Annotated in this window: 17 protein-coding genes; 5 read left to right on the top strand and 12 right to left on the bottom strand. The window is 70.4% G+C overall.

All coding sequences use genetic code 11. The features are described 5' to 3' along the window. Positions 1-75: 75 nt before the first annotated feature. Genes GT755_RS23940 through GT755_RS23930 form a run of 3 tightly spaced genes read right to left on the bottom strand, consistent with a single transcriptional unit; the run spans position 76 to position 1,813 of the window. The gene (locus tag GT755_RS23940) at positions 76-699 is read right to left on the bottom strand and encodes a DUF2461 domain-containing protein (protein WP_161481881.1); all 624 of its coding nucleotides are present in this window, start codon (positions 697-699) and stop codon (positions 76-78) included. Positions 700-708: 9 nt separating this feature from the next. Then, on the bottom strand, positions 709-1,479 hold the full coding sequence (locus GT755_RS23935; RefSeq protein ID WP_235967220.1) for a polysaccharide deacetylase family protein: 771 nt from the start codon (positions 1,477-1,479) through the stop codon (positions 709-711). A gap of 28 nt (positions 1,480-1,507) precedes the next feature. Beyond that, positions 1,508-1,813: a hypothetical protein gene (locus GT755_RS23930; RefSeq protein WP_081898921.1), complete on the bottom strand. Its 306-nt coding sequence runs from the start codon at positions 1,811-1,813 to the stop codon at positions 1,508-1,510. An 83-nt stretch (positions 1,814-1,896) separates the two neighbouring features. Between GT755_RS23930 and GT755_RS23925 the strand changes: the two genes are divergently transcribed. Next, complete coding sequence (locus GT755_RS23925) at positions 1,897-2,949, top strand: anti-sigma factor RsbA family regulatory protein (protein ID WP_268903487.1); 1,053 nt, start codon at positions 1,897-1,899, stop codon at positions 2,947-2,949. On the opposite strand, the gene GT755_RS40680 is transcribed toward GT755_RS23925, so the two are convergent. Beyond that, positions 2,946-4,019 carry an SMI1/KNR4 family protein gene (locus GT755_RS40680; RefSeq protein ID WP_161481879.1) on the bottom strand — a complete coding sequence of 358 codons (1,074 nt, stop codon included), beginning with the start codon at positions 4,017-4,019 and terminating at the stop codon, positions 2,946-2,948. The two genes, GT755_RS23925 and GT755_RS40680, sit on opposite strands and share 4 nt — an antisense overlap. A gap of 64 nt (positions 4,020-4,083) precedes the next feature. Here GT755_RS40680 and GT755_RS23915 point away from each other — a divergent pair, with 64 nt between their 5' ends. Then, the gene (locus GT755_RS23915; protein WP_161481878.1) at positions 4,084-4,425 is read left to right on the top strand and encodes a YciI family protein; all 342 of its coding nucleotides are present in this window, start codon (positions 4,084-4,086) and stop codon (positions 4,423-4,425) included. A 76-nt stretch (positions 4,426-4,501) separates the two neighbouring features. Here the strand turns inward: GT755_RS23915 and GT755_RS23910 are convergent, their stop codons facing one another. Then, positions 4,502-5,089 (bottom strand): sigma-70 family RNA polymerase sigma factor, encoded by a 588-nt coding sequence (locus GT755_RS23910; RefSeq protein WP_062435782.1) that lies wholly within the window; start codon positions 5,087-5,089, stop codon positions 4,502-4,504. Positions 5,090-5,316: 227 nt separating this feature from the next. Between GT755_RS23910 and GT755_RS23905 the strand changes: the two genes are divergently transcribed. Next, positions 5,317-6,387 (top strand): PLP-dependent cysteine synthase family protein, encoded by a 1,071-nt coding sequence (locus GT755_RS23905; protein ID WP_161481877.1) that lies wholly within the window; start codon positions 5,317-5,319, stop codon positions 6,385-6,387. Positions 6,388-6,406: 19 nt separating this feature from the next. Beyond that, the gene (locus tag GT755_RS23900) at positions 6,407-6,904 is read left to right on the top strand and encodes a DUF6461 domain-containing protein (RefSeq protein WP_161481876.1); all 498 of its coding nucleotides are present in this window, start codon (positions 6,407-6,409) and stop codon (positions 6,902-6,904) included. A 146-nt stretch (positions 6,905-7,050) separates the two neighbouring features. Here GT755_RS23900 and ftsY read toward each other — a convergent pair whose 3' ends face one another. Then, positions 7,051-8,202, bottom strand: coding sequence for a signal recognition particle-docking protein FtsY (gene ftsY / locus GT755_RS23895; protein ID WP_285588112.1), 1,152 nt, complete (start codon positions 8,200-8,202; stop codon positions 7,051-7,053). A gap of 54 nt (positions 8,203-8,256) precedes the next feature. On the opposite strand from ftsY, the gene GT755_RS23890 reads away from it, so the two are divergent. Next, the gene (locus GT755_RS23890) at positions 8,257-8,631 is read left to right on the top strand and encodes a DUF4240 domain-containing protein (RefSeq protein WP_202610450.1); all 375 of its coding nucleotides are present in this window, start codon (positions 8,257-8,259) and stop codon (positions 8,629-8,631) included. 44 nt (positions 8,632-8,675) lie between these two features. Here GT755_RS23890 and GT755_RS23885 read toward each other — a convergent pair whose 3' ends face one another. The 6 genes from GT755_RS23885 to rnc form a co-directional block, all read right to left on the bottom strand. Continuing rightward, on the bottom strand, positions 8,676-9,836 hold the full coding sequence (locus GT755_RS23885) for an epoxide hydrolase family protein (RefSeq protein WP_161481875.1): 1,161 nt from the start codon (positions 9,834-9,836) through the stop codon (positions 8,676-8,678). A gap of 215 nt (positions 9,837-10,051) precedes the next feature. Then, positions 10,052-13,741 (bottom strand): AAA family ATPase, encoded by a 3,690-nt coding sequence (locus tag GT755_RS23880; RefSeq protein WP_161481874.1) that lies wholly within the window; start codon positions 13,739-13,741, stop codon positions 10,052-10,054. A gap of 136 nt (positions 13,742-13,877) precedes the next feature. Next, complete coding sequence (locus tag GT755_RS23875) at positions 13,878-14,072, bottom strand: hypothetical protein (RefSeq protein WP_062349521.1); 195 nt, start codon at positions 14,070-14,072, stop codon at positions 13,878-13,880. Positions 14,073-14,261: 189 nt separating this feature from the next. Next, positions 14,262-14,531, bottom strand: coding sequence for an acylphosphatase (locus GT755_RS23870; protein WP_030456614.1), 270 nt, complete (start codon positions 14,529-14,531; stop codon positions 14,262-14,264). Then, positions 14,525-15,382, bottom strand: a complete 858-nt coding sequence (mutM, locus tag GT755_RS23865) for a bifunctional DNA-formamidopyrimidine glycosylase/DNA-(apurinic or apyrimidinic site) lyase (RefSeq protein ID WP_161481873.1) — start codon at positions 15,380-15,382, stop codon at positions 14,525-14,527. Before mutM ends, GT755_RS23870 begins: the two co-directional genes overlap by 7 nt. Then, on the bottom strand, positions 15,382-16,128 hold the full coding sequence (gene rnc, locus GT755_RS23860; RefSeq protein WP_161481872.1) for a ribonuclease III: 747 nt from the start codon (positions 16,126-16,128) through the stop codon (positions 15,382-15,384). Before rnc ends, mutM begins: the two co-directional genes overlap by 1 nt. Between the last annotated feature and the right edge of the window lie 220 nt (positions 16,129-16,348).

The following is a 16,348-nucleotide window of genomic DNA, read 5'->3' as shown; positions in this document are numbered from 1 at the left end:
AATCGTCAGCGGGGGAACCTACGCGGCGCTCCTGGGCGCCTGGGCGTTGATCGCCCTACTCGTCATCGTGATCGGCTAGCTCAGCCGTACTCGCAGCCAGTCGACCAGCGGGGTGAGCTCGCGCCACGCGGCGCGCACCCGCTGGGTCACCTCGGCGGTGTGGAACCAGGGGTCGGGCTCGAAGCGGTGACCCGCGTAGAGAGTCCGGTGCTTCATCAGTTCGATCCGGGGGTGGTCGAGGGAGACGCCGCGGGGGCGCGTCTTCACTCGGTCACCCTCGATCGCGAACCGGCCGGGCAGCTCGGCCACGATCTTCTCCAGCTCGGCGCCGTGGTCGTCGTGGTCGACGGCCTCGCGGAAGCGGTGGGTCATCTCACCCGAGGCCCACCAGCCGCCGGCCACATAAAGGCCCTCGGCGTCGACCTGGACGTAGTAGCCGACGCCGTCGAGCTTGGCCACATAGGCGCCCTGGTGGTCTTTGTAGGGCGTCTTGTCCTTGGCGAACCGGACGTCGCGGTAGGGGCGGAACACGTGGGGCTCGCCGAACTCGTCCGCCAGCTCGGCCATCAGCTCCTGCATGGGGGCTTTGACGGCGCTGTCGTAAAGGTGCTTGTTGGCGGTCCAGTAGGCCTTGCTGTTGTCGGCGATCAGGCCTTCGTAGAACAGCAGCGCCTCGTCGGGGAACCCGGTGAATGCCATTGACCCACTTTATTTGCCCCGGTTGTCGAAGTACTTCTTGCCCGGGGCCATCTCGCCGAAGAGCTCGCTGACGGTGACGTACACGTACCCCTTCTTGTCGAGCGCGTCGAGCAGGCGGGGCACCGACCGGACGGTCGACTCGTGGATGTCGTGCAGCAGGATCACCTCGCCGGGCTTGGCCGAGGCCGAGCGCCGGACGATGCGGTCGGGCTTGCGGACCAGCCAGTCCTGGGTGTCGACGCTCCAGATGATCTGGGCCAGCCCGTGGAGCTTGCTGACCTCGCCGACCATCTTGCTGGTCGCGCCGTAGGGCGGGCGCATGGTGCGCATGCGCACTCCGGTGATCTTGCGGACGACCTGCTGGGTGCGGGAGAGCTGCCGGTCGACGCCCTGGCGGGACAGGCCCGAGAGCATGGCGTGGTCCCACGAGTGGTTGCCCAGCTCGTGGCCCTCGGCCACCATGCGCTTCAGCACGGGCGCCGACTCGGGCGTGACCAGCTTGCCGAGCACGTAGAAGGTCGCCTTGGCCTGGTGGCGGGCCAGGTGGTTGAGCACCTTGCCGGTCTCGGCGCCCGGCCCGTCGTCGAAGGTCAGCGCGACGCACTTGGCCTTGGCGCAGTCGACCCGCCGGACCGGCGGGAACGGCACCCGGGGGAAGTCGGGTTGCGCGAGCGTCAGCTTGCGGTTCAGCAGATCGGGATCGGGGGTCTCCGCGTGTACCGGAGGCGTGTTCACCATGACACAGACGGTGACCGCCAGCAGCCGCAGAAATCCCCGCATATTTCGTCCCCCCAGACGTTCAAGGGGGTTATGGATGATCGTCCACGGTCTCCCCCCGCAGGACCTCGTTCTGGTCCTCCCACCAGGGCGGCACTTCCTTGATCAACCCGGCGTGCCGCCGGGCCACCCGGACGGCGCACCCGCGCGGATCGTCTCCCGGATGCCGACATCGGGAGGCACCTTCCCACCAGCGGAAACAGCCATCGCGATAGACGACCACCAGGCCGATCCACACACAGAGCGTAGCGTCGTCACCCAGCTCGTAGGCGCCGTTCACGCCGAGTTCGATCAAGTCCGAATGCAGTTTTTGTATAGCTGCGCGGGACTCACTCACCGGGGCAACCTCCAGGACGAGACGCGCACATTGGTGGATGTACCCAAATTTGGGACATCGCGGTGCGGCGTCATGGAGTAATCATGGGACTCCATCCCGTCATCGCGCAGGCGTATTCCCCCCAAGGTTTCGCGTCTCGGGAAGTTCCTGCTGTATTCGGTTTATTGTCGCTTCCTGACGCATTGTCACGACGCAAGACGCTTGTTACGTTCATCCCCGTGCAGGCCGAACGGGGAAGTCGCGGTGCGGTGGCCTTCACGCACCTTGCTGTGCCATATGGGACGAGTGAGGAATACCTCCGGCTGGTGCTGCCGGCCCTCATCGACGGGTTGCGGCGGGGCGACCGCATCCTGTTCGTGGCTCCGGAGGAGAACCTCGACCTGATCCGCGCCCATCTGGGCGCCGACACCTCCCGCATCCGCTGCGTCGAGAGCCGGGACTGGTACGGCCATCCGGCCCGCGTCCTGGCCGAGTACGTCGACTACGCGCGCCGGGGCGGGCCGTCCCTGTTCGTCGGGGAGCCCACGTGGCGCTCGCCCCGCGACGCGGCCGAATGGGCCAGGGTGGAGGCGATCGTCAACCTCGTCTGCGCCTCTCTGAAGGGCGCCGCGTTGTGCGTCTACCGGCGCCCCGCCGAAGACGCCCTGCGCACCCACCCCCGCTACCTCGACACGGCCGGGGAGCACCGCAGCCGCGGATACGTCCCGCCACAGCGCATGAACTGGGATCCGCCGCCCTTTCCGGCCCCGCCGGAGAGCGCCCGCGTGATGGAGTTCGACCTGCCGACCGTACGCGACATGCGGTCCTTCGTCCGCACCACCGCCACCGAGGCGGGCCTGAGCGACGACGCGGCCGGCTCGCTGGTCCTGGCGGCGGCGGAGATCGCCGCCAACGCGGTCGAACACGGCGCGGGGCACGGCACGGTGACGATCTGGACGGCCGGCACCGACCTGGTGTGCGAGATCACCAACCCCGACGGGGGCGGGATCGAGGTCGAGTTCCCGGGATACATCCCGCCGGAACAGGAGTCGCCCCGGGGCTACGGCCTGTGGATCAGCCGCCAGCTCTGCGACCTGATGGAGGTCCAGACGACGGGACGGGAGTCGCGCGTCCGCCTGCACATGGCGATGGCCTAGGGTTCCCAGGCGAGGACGCCGCCGACCACCCGGGGCCGCCACCAGCCGAGCGGTTCGTTCCGCTCCAGCGCGTCGGCGACCTTTTCGAGCAGTTCCAGGTGCGACCCGATCCGGACACCACCCGGCTCGAAGGTGAGCGTCCCTTCGTGGTCGCTGTCGCCGACGTCCCCGACGACCGAGTCCACGATCAGGTGGTTGCCCATTCCGTCCTCGCCGATGGGGATCATGCGCCCATCCCACCAGTCGTCGCGTGCATCGGCGACGTCCTCGGCGTCGATGTCACACAACGACCGCCAGGTCTCGGCGATCCTGGCGACCGGCATGAGGTGGTCGAGCATGATGCCGAGCCCTCCGTCATGCCGCAGCAGCGAGGCCTTCAGGTCGTCCGGGAACCGCAGGCCCATCACGGCCTCCGCTTCGGCGATCGCCCGCGGGCGGGCGGGCGCACCCAGGGCGGCACGGGACTCGGGCGCGTTCTTGCCGAGCCACGCCTCGATCCGCCGCCACTGGCGGTTCACCAGCCTCGTCGTCCGCTTCGCGGGGGCGGCCACCACGGGCGCGCCCCGGGAGGGGACGCAGTCGGCGTCGGGGCCGACGACGAGCGGGGGCGGCGGCTCGAAGCCGTCGTCCGGGACCGACTCGTAGACCAGCCCGGGATCGGCCTCAGACAGGACGCTCCACGTGAACTCGTCCACCGTCTCGGTATCGCAGCCGGGGGGTGCGCACGCGTGTCCGGGCGCGGCCGGGATGCGGGGCTCGTCGAAGACGGCGTACACGAACAGCTGCCCGAGCCCGGCCACGACGGCGAGCACGATCCCCCCGACCGCCCAGCGCGGCAGCGGTCGGCGCGGTTTGGGCGGCACGTACTCCCCCCGCATCCGTACGAGGTCCTCTTCGGTGGGCCGCCCCAGAATCGGCTCGGGCGGCCAGGGAGCAGCCGTTTGCTCCTTGGGCTCCGGCGCCACGAGGGACGCCGGCCTGGGACGCCGCAGGAAGAACACCACGGCCACGGTCGCCGCGACCGTGGCCGAAAAGAGGATCAACGCCCGGGGCGTGAGTAATCGCCGCACGCCCGGCAGGCTATACCGGGCGATGATCTCCAAAAATGTCGGGGGCGCGCGGCATCATCGGGGGATGACGCATTACCTCATCTCGTTCCCCAGCGCCGCCATGGTCCTCTCGCCCGAAGACTTTCCCGACGTGGTGCGCGACTCCCACGCCGTCATCCAGGAGGCCAAGGATGCGGGCGTCTACGTCTTCGGCGGCGGAATAGACGAGGACGTCGCCCCCGTCCTCGTGGCCGCCGACGGAACGGTGACCGAGGGCACCTATCCGCAGACCAAAGAGTTCGACGGCGGATACACCGTCCTCGACCTGCCCTCCCGCGAGGCGGCGCTGGAGTGGGCGCAGAAGATCGCGAAATCCTGCCGCTGCCCCCAGGAGGTCCGCGCGTTCCAGTACGACCCGCTCGCCTGAAACGCGGAACACCCCTGATCCGGAAATCAGGGGTGTTCCGAGTGCAGGGGGCCCATCGCAGGTGGGCGGCCTCGGATCAGGCCGCGATCGCCTCTCGCACGACGCCCTCCTCGCGCGCGTACCCCTCCAGCATGCCCCGCAGCTGACGCCGCCCCCGGTGCAGCCGGGACATCACGGTCCCGATGGGGGTCCCCATCCGGTCGGCGATCTCCTTGTAGGCGAATCCCTCGACGTCGGCGAGGTACACGGCCACCCGGAACTCCTCGGGCAGCGAACGGAGAGCGTTCATCACGACGTTGTCCGGCAGGGAGTCGAGCGCCTCGTTCTCGGCCGAGCGCAGGCCCGTCGAAGTGTGGGACTCGGCGGCGGCGAGCTGCCAGTCCTCGATCTCCTCGGCGGCCGACAGCTTGGGTGAGCGCTGCTTCTTGCGGTAGTCGTTGATGAAGTTGTTGGTGAGGATCCGGTGGAGCCAGGCCTTGAGGTTGGTGCCCTCGCGGAACTGGTGGTAGGACGTGAACGCCTTGGTCACGGTCTCCTGAACGAGGTCTTCGGCGTCGGCCGGGTTGCGGGTGAGTCGCATGGCTGACGCGTAGAGCTGGCTGGTCACCGGCACGACGTCGCGCTCGAACCAGGCCTGACGCTGCTCGTCGGTCATCGAGATCATGTCATCCCCCCTGCTGAACTCTCCCCCGTTACCCGTCCGATGGTGATCCATGCGGGTTGGGCGGATCCCGTCGTCATCGTTTCAACCGGCCCGTAAGTCGGGCGTTAGGCGGCACATCGGCGGGCGTGGCATCGGTCACACGCAAGCCGGACAGGTCTCATTATCGTAACACCGAACCCCCTAACCGGCGTAAAATGTGTCAAACCACACTCACTACAGTGGGCCACATGAAACACGTGGACCGGCACGATCCCGCTACGCGGACCTGGGTGAACGACGCCATCCGCGCCGTCGAGGCCGACGCCAACCGCAGTTGCGACACCCATCTCCACGTCTTTCCCCTCCCGCCCTCGTGTGGCGTGGACCTCTACCTGAAAGACGAGTCGGTCCACCCGACCGGTTCACTCAAACACCGGCTGGCCCGCTCCCTCTTCCTTTACGGCCTGTCCAACGGCTGGATCGGCCCCAGCACCACGATCATCGAGGCCTCCTCCGGTTCGACCGCGGTCAGCGAGGCGTACTTCGCCCGGCTCCTGGGTCTGCCCTTCATCGCGGTGATCCCAGCCACCACTTCTCCCGAGAAACGGGAGATCATCGAGTTCTACGGCGGCAAGTGCCACCTGGTCGACGACCCGGGGAAGATCTACGAAGAGTCCGCCCGCCTGGCCCTGGAGACCGGCGGCCACTACATGGATCAGTTCACCTACGCCGAACGCGCGACCGACTGGCGCGGCAACAACAACATCGCCGAAAGCATTTACGAGCAGATGGCGATGGAGAGGTTCCCCGTCCCGGCCTGGATCGTGGTCGGCGCGGGCACCGGCGGCACCTCCGCCACGATCGGCCGCTACATCCGCTACCGCCGCCACGCGACGCGGCTCTGCGTGGCCGACCCCGAGGGCTCCTCGTTCTACCCGTCGTGGGTGACCGGCGCCGCCCACCCCGGGCAGCCGTCCCGCATCGAGGGCATCGGCCGTCCCCGCGTGGAGCCGTCGTTCCTGCCGATGGTCATCGACCGCATGACCTCGGTGCCCGACGCCACCTCGATCGCCGCGATGCGCTGGGTCAACGAGGTCACCCACCACCAGGTGGGCGCCTCGACGGGCACCAGCGTGGCGGCGGCCATGGAGATCATCCGCGAGATGCGCAGCCACGGCATCAGGGGCAGCGTCGTGACGCTGATCTGCGACAGCTCCAGCCGCTACAAGGGGACGTACGAAAAGGACTCGTGGCTGAGGAAGAACGGCATCGACATCACCCCGGCCCTGGAGGAGTTCCGGAGTCTCTTCCGCCGGTGAGGTCTGCCATGATCGCCCGATGAGGAAGGCGAGCGCCCGCACCTACACGTGGCTCTACCGCGACTCCACCGACGACGCCGGCGACACGTGGCTGGAGGTCGCGTTCGTGCGCGGCCTGTCCGCCGACGAGGCGCTCGCCCGGCTCACCCCGGAGAAGGAGCTCTACGCCACCCCGGCCGAGGGCGGCACGGTGGTCTTCTTCGGCGGCCTCAGCAAGCACCCCCGCGACCTGACCCCGCTGCTGTCCGCCGGGACGGCGGCGGCCCTGGTCGAGGTGACCGTCGACGACGACCGGTTCGCCTACTACGAAGACGGCCGCCTGATCACGGCGTTCAACCTGTTCACCTACGACACCCGCGAGGGCCTCGACCCCGACCGGTTCCGGGCCGAGGTCGAAGACCTGCGCCTCCACGTCACGGGCGATTCGGTCGACTTCCCCGCCGACCACGCGGCCCGAGCGCTGGCACTGGCCGACCGGGCGACGGGGGTCCGGCTGCCCCGCGACCGGAACGCCTGAGGTCTGGCCCTTGCCGTGGAACGGCGGGTAGGTCCCGCAGCAGGACCGAGGTGATCTTGCCGTTGAGCATGAAAATGCCTCCCGTGTCTCTCAGACTCGGGAGGCATCCTCCGAAAGCTTGGATTGGTCTTGGACCACCGGGACGGTCAGTCGCCCAGCAGGGCGTCGACGAAGACCTCGGGGTCGAACGGCGCGAGGTCGTCAGGCCCCTCGCCCAGGCCGACCAGCTTCACCGGCACCCCCAGCTCCCGCTGCACCGAGATCACGATGCCGCCCTTGGCCGTGCCGTCGAGCTTGGTCAGCGCGATGCCCGTGATGTTCACGACCTCGCCGAACACCTGCGCCTGCCGCATGCCGTTCTGCCCGGTCGTCGCGTCGAGGACCAGCAGCACCTCGTCGACCTGGGCCTTCTTCTCGATGACCCGCTTGACCTTGCCGAGCTCGTCCATCAGGCCGGTCTTGGTGTGGAGGCGGCCGGCGGTGTCGACGATCACCACGTCGGCCTTGTCGGCGATGCCCCGCGCCACGGCGTCGAAGGCCACCGACGCCGGGTCGCCGGCCTCCGGTCCGCGGACCACGGGGGCCCCGACCCGGTCGCCCCAGGTCTGGAGCTGGTCGGCCGCCGCCGCGCGGAAGGTGTCGGCCGCGCCCAGGACGACCGACTTGCCGTCGCCGATCAGGGAGCGGGCCAGCTTGCCGGTGGTGGTGGTCTTGCCGGTGCCGTTGACGCCGACGACCAGGAGGACCGCGGGGCGCTCGCCGGGGGCGGAGGTGTGGAGGGTCCGGTCGAGGCCGGGGTCGATCTGGGTGAGCAGCTCGGCGCGGAGCAGTGCGCGGACCTCGCTGGGCGTACGGCTGCCGAGGACCTTCACCTTGGTCTTCAGGTCTTCGACCATGGCGCGCGTCGGGGCGACCCCGACGTCGGCCGTGATCAGGGTCTCCTCGATCTCGTCCCACACGTCGTCGTCGAGCCGGTCGCGCGACAGCAGTTCGAGCAGGCCCCGGCCGAGCGTGGTCTGAGAGCGGGCCAGCCGGGCGCGCAGCCGGACCATACGCCCCGCCGACGGCGGCGGGACCTCGACCTCCGGCGGCTTGACCAGCTCCTCCACCGGAACGGCCGGAGGCGCCACCGTCTCGGCCACCTCCTCCTCGACCGGCGGCGCGGGCGCCTGCGGGGTCGGGGCAGGGGGCGGCGGCAGGGTCGTCTTCGACCTCGGCCGTACGAGCAGGGCGGTGGTGCCTATGCCCAGGAGAATGACGACGATGATGATCGCGATGATGCCGATGTACCCATCCACAAAACGTCAGTCTCGCAGAGCCGCGTCCATGGCCGCGCCTCCGGCACGGCGGGCTTGCCGCTCTTGTCCGGCGTCTTCCCTCCTCCACTCTGGTCGCCGCGCTCCGGCTTCGACTACTTCCGCGGCTGGCTGATCGCTCAGGGACGAACCGTGTTCCACCAAGCGCTCGCCGACCCGGACAGCCTTGCCGGCAACCCCGTCGTCGTCCAAGCCGCCGCAGCCGGCGAGGACCTGTGGTGCGAGGACATGCCCGGCGTCGCCTGGGACGCGCACCTGGCGGCAACCGGGGAACAGCTACCGGCCGATGCCTTCACCATTCGATATCCGCCACTCGACCCCGACTGGGACTTCGACTTCGACGACGAGGCCGAGATGCGCCGACGCCTGCCGCGCCTCACCACCCTCTACCACCAACCGGAGGAGGCATAGCGGAAGCCGCCAGACCATCGCCGCACGCCACGTCCGCCCGCGGCTCAGCGGACCAGGCGGAAGAAGGTCCGCACCTCGTCGACGAACGCCTCGGGCTGCTCGAAAGCGGCGAAGTGGCCGCCCCGGTCCAGCTCGTTCCAGTGCCGGATATCGGTGAAGCGCTTGGCGGCCCACCGGCGGGAGGGGCGCGGGTTCTCCTTGGGGAAGATCGAGCATCCCGCTGGCACCGTCACCACGTCGGTCGTCGCGCCCGTGAAGCGCCGCTGGACCTGCTTGAAGCTCTCCCAGTACAGCCGGGCGGCCGACGCGCCGGTACCCGGCAGCCAGTAGAGCATGAGGTTGTCCAGCAGCTCGTCACGGCTGAGGGCGTTCTCCGGGTGCCCGTCGCAGTCCGTCCAGGAGCGGAACTTCTCCACGATCCACGCGCACAGCAGCGCCGGGGAGTCCACGAGGCCGTAGCCGATGGTCTGCGGCCGGGTGGACTGCTCCAGCGAGTAGCCGTCCTCCCACTCCCCCGCCCGCTCCAGCGCGGCCAGCGCGGCCCGTTCGGCGTCGGTGAGGTCGTCCATGGTCGCCGGGTCGGGGGCGGCGAGGGGTGGCATGAGGTGGATGCCCGCCACGTGCCCGGGGTCCTGCTGGCCGATGATCGTCGTGATGCTGGTTCCCCAGTCGCCGCCCTGGGCGCCGTAGCGGTCGTATCCCAGCCGGGCCATGAGCCGGATCCATGCGGCGGCGATCCGCTCGACGCCCCAGCCGGTGCCGGCCGGCTTGTCGCTGAACCCGTAGCCGGGGAGCGACGGGCACACGACGTGGAAGGCGTCGGCCGCGTCGCCGCCGTGGGCCGGCGGGTCGGTCAACGGGCCGATCACCTTCAGGAACTCCACTATCGAGCCAGGCCAGCCGTGCGTGAGGACGAGCGGCAGCGCGTCCTGGTGCGGTGAGCGCACGTGGACGAAGTGGATGCCGAGCCCGTCGAGGGTGGTGCGGAACTGCGGCAGCGTGTTCAGCCGCCGCTCCGTGGCCCGCCAGTCATACTCCTCGGCCCAGTAGCGGCACAGCTCCCGCAGGTAGGCGAGCGGGACGCCCTGGGACCAGTCGTCCACGGTCTCCTTGTCCGGCCACCTGGTACGCGCCAGGCGCTCACGCAGGTCGCGCAACTCGGCCTCGGGGACCTCCAGGCGGAACGGGGTCACCAGATGGGACATCATGCGATCCTCTCGATCGGGAGGCCGGCCTGGCCGCCGCCCACCCCCGATTACCCCCCAGCAGGTCCGGCACGCCCGTGCCTTGCTCCCAGCCCGATGCCACCCCGATGCCACCGTGGCCCAGGCCCGGACTCGTGCACCAGGCAGCACGCGGGATCACGGTCCGGCCTCGCACATAGGTCAGAGAGGGTCAGGTCACCGGCACGGCAGGCCGGTCAGGCGTGTTCGCGGAGCCGCTGGCTGACGACCTGGGTGACGCCGTCGCCGCGCATCGACACCCCGTAGAGCGCGTCGGCGATCTCCATCGTGCGCTTCTGGTGAGTGATGACGATCAGCTGGGAGTTCTGCCGCAGCTCCTCGAAGAGGGTCAGCAGGCGCTGGGTGTTGGTGTCGTCGAGGGCGGCCTCGACCTCGTCCATCACGTAGAAGGGCGACGGGCGGGCCTTGAAGATGGCCACCAGGAACGCCACCGCCGTCAGCGAGCGTTCGCCGCCCGACAACAACGACAGGCGCTTGACCTTCTTGCCGGGCGGGCGGGCCTCGACCTCGACGCCGGTGGTCAGCATGTCAGTGGGGTCGGTCAGCAGCAGGCGGCCCTCGCCGCCGGGGAAGACCCGTTCGAAGATCGTCGCGAACTCGCGCTGGACGTCTTCGTACGCCGCCGCGAACACCTGCTCGACCCGGTCGTCGACCTCCTTGACCACAAGGAGCAGGTCGCGGCGGGTCTTCTTGAGGTCTTCGAGCTGGGAGGTGAGGAACGTGTGGCGCTCCTCCAGGGCGGCGAACTCCTCCAGGGCCAGCGGGTTGACCTTGCCGAGCTGCTGCATCTGCTTGTCGGCGACGCGGGCCCGCTTCTCCTGCTCCTCGCGCACGTAGGGCACCGGAGGGTCGCCCGGGACGAGCGCCTTCGGGCCGTATTCGGCGATCAGCGCCTCGGACTCGACGCCGTACTCCTCGACCGCGCGCTCTTCGAGCTGTTCGAGGCGCAGGCGCTGCTCGGTCCGGGCCATCTCGCTGCCGTGGGCGCGGTTGACCAGCTTGTCGAGCTCGGAGCCGAGCTCGCGCACCCTGATCCGGACCGTCTTCAGTTCGGCGTCGACGGCCTCCCGGGCCACGGCGAGCTCGTCGCGTTCGGCGGCGGCGCGCATGATCGAGGCCTCCAGGGAGTGGAGGGCGATCCGGGCGGCCCTGGCCACGCTGGCGGCGACGGTGGCCTGACGGCGGCGGCGGGCCCGCTGGGCGGCGGCCTTGGCCCGGTCGTCGCGTTCGCGCTGGGCGGCGCGCATCAGGCCGTCGGCCCGGCCGGCGATGCCGCGGACCCGCTCCTCGGCGGTGCGGACCGTCAGGCGGGCCTCCATCTCGGCCTGGCGGGTGACGCCGACCGCGGCGGCCAGGCGGTCGCGTTCCTCGGTGGTGGGCTCCGCCTCCAGCTCGGCGGCGAACTCGGCCTCGGCGAGACGCTCCTCCAACGTGAGGGACTCCTCGCGGGCCAGTTCACGGCCCTCTTCGGCGAAGGTCACCGAGCCCTGGAGGCGCTCGGCCTCGTCGAGGGCGGCCTTGACGTTGGCCTCCAGGCGGGCGAGCTGCTTGGCGGCGTCGGCGAGGCGCTGGTCGGCCGCACGCTGCCGGCCCCGGGCCTGGTCGAGGGCCGCCTGCGCCTGGTCGAGCCGGGAGCGGGCGGCGTTGACGCCGTTCTGGGCGGCCGACTGCTGGGCCTGCGCCTCGGCCACCGCCCCCTGGGCCGCTTCGAGCGCCTCCTGGGCGGCGGCCTCGGTCTCCAGTGCCTCGTCGAGGGCGAAGGCGGTCGCCTCCGCCGCCGCGCGGGCCTGGTCGAGGTCGAGGCCCGCCTGGTCGAGCGCGGCGCGGACCTGGAGGATCGAACCGCCGCCGGAGCCGCCCTGGGCGGTGTGGGCCCCGAGGAGGTCGCCGTCGCGGGTGACCGCCCGCAGGTCGGGGCGCGAATCGACGATCGTGCGGGCGGCGTCGAGGTCGGGGGCGACGACGACGCCGTACAGGAGGTGTTCGAGGGCGGGCCGCAGCTCCGAGGGGACCTCGACCAGGTCGGCGGCCCACTCGAACGCTCCCGGGGGCCGCGTGACCGCCGGGGCCGCGCCGATGACCAGGGAGGTCCGGCCGGTCTCCTTGGCCCGGAGCAGTTCCAGGGAGTCGAGGGCGGTCTCGAGCGAGGCCACCGTCACCGACTCGGCCAGCGGCCCGAGCACCGCCGCGATGGCCGTCTCGGCCCCGGCCCGCACGCTCATCACGGCGGCCAGCGGCGCGTGGCCGCCGTCGGCCAGCAGGGCGGTGCCGTCGGCCCCTCCGGCCAGGCTCAGCCCGAGCGCCTCCCGCCGGGCCTCCAGCGCGGTGACGGCCTTCTGGGCCTCCTGATCGGCCGTACGGGCGGCGGAGACCCCCGAAGACGCGGCCGACAGGGCCGCGCGGGGGCCCGCCAGCGCGGCGCGGGCCTCCTCGACGGCGGCCTTGGCCTCCTCGGCGGCCTCACGAGCCACCTCGACCTCGGCGCGGGCCAGCTCGACGCCTTCTTCCGCGACGGCCAGCTCGGCGGCGACCTCGGGGTCGGTGGCGGGTTCGGCGACCGCCTGGGCCTCCAGGTCGCCCTGCGCCTGGGCGGCGCGTTCCCTGGCCTGCCGGACGGCGGCCTCCAGCCGGCCGATCTCGTCGTCGGCGGCGCGTACCCGCCCCCGGGCCGACTCGGCCTGGCCGCGCAGCCGCGCGAGGGCCTCACGGCGGTCGGCGGCGGCGCGGGCGGCGATCGACAACCGCCGCTCCTCGGCGGCCAGCGCCTCTTCTGCCTCACTACGCGCGTCGACGGCCGCTTCGAGGCGCATCTGGGCCTCGTCGAGCGCCTCCTGGAGCACCCGCTCCTTCTCGCGGATCTCGGCGGCCTCGCGCTCGAACTCCTCGGGGTCGCGCCCCCGCCGCTCGATCGCCGCCGCGTCGGTCGCGTGGCGCTCCCGCTCGGCCGCCAGGTTCTCGACCGAACGCAGCCGCTCCCGCAGGGCCGACAGGGCGTAGAAGGTCTCCTGGGCGACGGTCAGCCGGGGCTGGGCCTCGGCCGCGGCGGCCTCGAGCGCGGCCTCGCGCTCCTGGTTCTCGTTGAGCCCCTGCTCGACCTGCGAACGCCGGGCCTGGACGGCCGCCTCGTCGGCCGCCTCGCGCTCCAGCGTGTCGCGCAGGGAGACCACGTCGTCGGCGAGCAGCCGCAGGCGGGCGTCGCGCAGGTCGGCCTGGATGACGGCGGCCTTGCGGGCGATCTCGGCCTGGCGGCCCAGCGGCTTGAGCTGACGCCGCAGTTCGGTGGCGAGGTCTTGGACGCGGGTGAGGTTGGCCTGCATCGCGTCGAGCTTGCGGAGCGCCTTCTCCTTGCGTTTGCGGTGCTTGAGGACGCCCGCGGCCTCCTCGATGAACGCCCGGCGCTCCTCGGGACCGGCGTGCAGCACCTGGTCGAGCTGGCCCTGGCCGACGATGACGTGCATCTCCCGGCCGATGCCGGAGTCGGACAGCAGCTCCTGGATGTCGAGCAGGCGGCAGGTGTCGCCGTTGATGGCGTATTCGCTCTGGCCCGACCGGAACATGAGGCGGCTGATCGTCACCTCGGAGTATTCGATGGGCAGCGCGCCGTCGGTGTTGTCGATGGTGAGGGTGACCTCGGCGCGCCCGAGCGGGGGACGCGAGGAGGTGCCGGCGAAGATGACGTCTTCCATCTTGCCGCCGCGCAGCGACTTGGCGCTGTGCTCGCCCATCACCCAGGCGAGGGCGTCGACGACGTTGGACTTGCCCGATCCGTTGGGCCCGACGACGCAGGTGATGCCGGGCTCGAACTGGAGCTTCGTCGCCGACGCGAAGGACTTGAAGCCGCGCAGGGTGAGGGTCTTCAGGTACACCTCAGGAGTCCCTCCCTGCGCCGACAGTACCGGGGAAGACTATCGCCTGCTTCCCGGGTAGGCGGTCAGGGCTGCAAATGACGAGGGACGCCCCTGCGAGGCGCCCCTTGCAATTGTTTCGAGAAAACCCGGTCTCTCAGGTGAGAGCCGGCTCGCGATCCTGCAGCCGGACCAGGTCGTCGTCACGAGTCTGCGCCGCAAGGGCCTCGTTCTGTTCCTGGAGTCGGGTGAGTTCTGCCTCCAGATCACGGATGCGCTGCTGGAGGCGACGCATTTCCGAGACCATCCGAGGATCAGGACCGCCGACGTGGCCGAGTAGAGCCTTAGCCATGGTTAAGGGTCCTCCACGCTGAGTGACCAGACTGGTTCGCGCACTTCAAGCCGCGGGAGGGGTGCGCGTGGTTCTTGTCCAAGAGTCGCACCGGCTGCGAAGTCGGTCAAGTTGAACGCCTCGTAAGGATCAGCCGTTGGACACTGTCGACATGTAAATATACCTCATTTGGGCGGTTTAAGGGAAGAGCTACCGCTCCACGAACCCCACCAAACCGCCCTTGACGTCCGACCAGCGCTCGGACACTCCTAAGACCTGTCCGGGCGCGTCAGAGCCTCTCAGGCGCTCCAGGAGGCGCTCACAGGCCTCCCTGGGGCCCTCGGCCACCACTTCGACCCGTCCGTCGCCCAGGTTGAGCGCCCAGCCGGTGAGACCGAGCTCCAGCGCCCGCGCCCGCGTCCACCAGCGGAAACCCACACCCTGCACCCGCCCGCGCACCCACGCGGTGAGCCTCACCATCGCCCGTTCCTCGGGCGCGGCTGGCAGGTGGGGCAGGAGTAGCTGCTGCGGTTCATGAAGGCGTCTCTCCGGATCGGCGTACCACATCTCGGGCAGGGTTCGTCGCGGCGGCCGTACACGTTGAGTGACCGGTCGAAGTAGCCCGACTCGCCGTTCACGTTCACATACAGGCTGTCGAACGATGTACCCCCCTGGCCGAGCGCTTCGGTCATGACCGCACGGGCGGCGGCAAGGAGTTCGGAGATCTTCGGCCTGGTCAGGGTCTCGGTCGCGCGGGCCCAGTGGAGCCGGGCCCGCCAGAGGGCCTCGTCGGCGTAGATGTTTCCCACGCCGCTGATCAAACTCTGGTCAAGAAGCGCCCGCTTTATACCGGTTTTTCGCTTTCGCAGAGCTGCCGTAAAGGCGTCCTCGTCGAAGGCGTCCTCCAGCGGATCAGGGGCGATGTGCACGATCGGCAGCGGGACGGTACGCCCCCCGCTCGCCGTCAGCGGGGCGATCATGAGGTGGCCGAACGTCCGCTGGTCGACGAAGCGCATCTCGGGCCCGTCGTCGGCGAAGGTCACCCGGACCCGCAGGTGCTTCTCGTCTGGCGAGCCCTTCGGAACCATCAGCACCTGGCCGCTCATGCCCAGATGGGCCATCAGGGCGGCGCCGTCGTCGAGCGGCAACCACAGGTACTTGCCGCGCCGGTCGGCCGACTCGACGCGGCGGCCCTTGAGCTGGTCGGGCAGCACGCCCTCGTGCCGGCGGACCGACCGGGTGTGGAGCACCTCGGCCGACTCGATCGTCCGGCCCGACACCCAGACGTCGAGGCCGCGCCGGACGACCTCGACCTCCGGCAGTTCCGGCATCAGGCCACCGGGCCCGCCGCGGCGGCGGCCTCACGGGCGTCGCGCATCGCGCGGATGGCCGTCCAGGCGGCCTCGGCGGCCTGCTGCTCGGCCTCCTTCTTCGACCGTCCGGCGCCGGTGCCGTAGTCCTGGCCTCCGACGCGGACCGTCGCCACGAACGACTTGGCGTGGTCGGGCCCCGACTCCTCGACGTGGTATTCGGGCACCCCGAGCACCTCGGACGCGGTCAGCTCCTGCAAGGAGGTCTTCCAGTCGAGCCCGGCGCCCAGCGACGCCGACCGCTTGATCAGCGGGTCGAACAGCGTGTGGACGACCCGGAACGCCTCGTCGAGGCCCTTGTCGACGTACACGGTGCCGATCAGGGCCTCCAGCGTGTCGGCCAGGATCGACGACTTGTCGCGCCCGCCGGTGCCCTCCTCGCCCCGGCCCAGCCGCAGGTAGCGGCCCATGCCGAGCGAACGGGCGACGTCGGCCAGGGCGCGCATGTTGACCACGGCCGCGCGCAGCTTGGCGAGCTGGCCCTCGGGCAGGTCGGGGTGGTCGCGGTAGAGCGTGTCGGTGACCACGAGCCCCAGCACCGAGTCGCCCAGGAACTCCAGGCGCTCGTTGGTGGGCAGCCCGCCGTTCTCGTACGCATAGGAGCGGTGGGTCAGGGCGCGTTCCAGGATCGCGGTGTCGAGCCGGACCTGGAGGACGCCCTCCAGCTCGTCGCGGACGACCTCGACGGCGACGGGCTTACCGATCATGAAGTTTTCCTCCTCGTGCATGACGAACCGCCGGCACGGTGGCAGGAGTGAACTTCTGGCGAAGCCCCGAAGGCGTGGTGGACGCCGGGTTGAACCCGGCGTCCACCACGACCGCGGGCACGACCGCCGCCGCACGCAGTGGAGCCGCGCCTTGTGACGCGTCTGTGGAGCAAAATAACGCCGACCGGGGTCGTTTGACGATCCCGGTCGGCGGTCGCTT

Origin of the sequence: Herbidospora solisilvae (assembly GCF_009901565.1) — a bacterium.
Lineage (GTDB): Bacteria > Actinomycetota > Actinomycetes > Streptosporangiales > Streptosporangiaceae > Herbidospora > Herbidospora solisilvae.
This window is presented reverse-complemented; position numbering and strand designations above follow the sequence as displayed.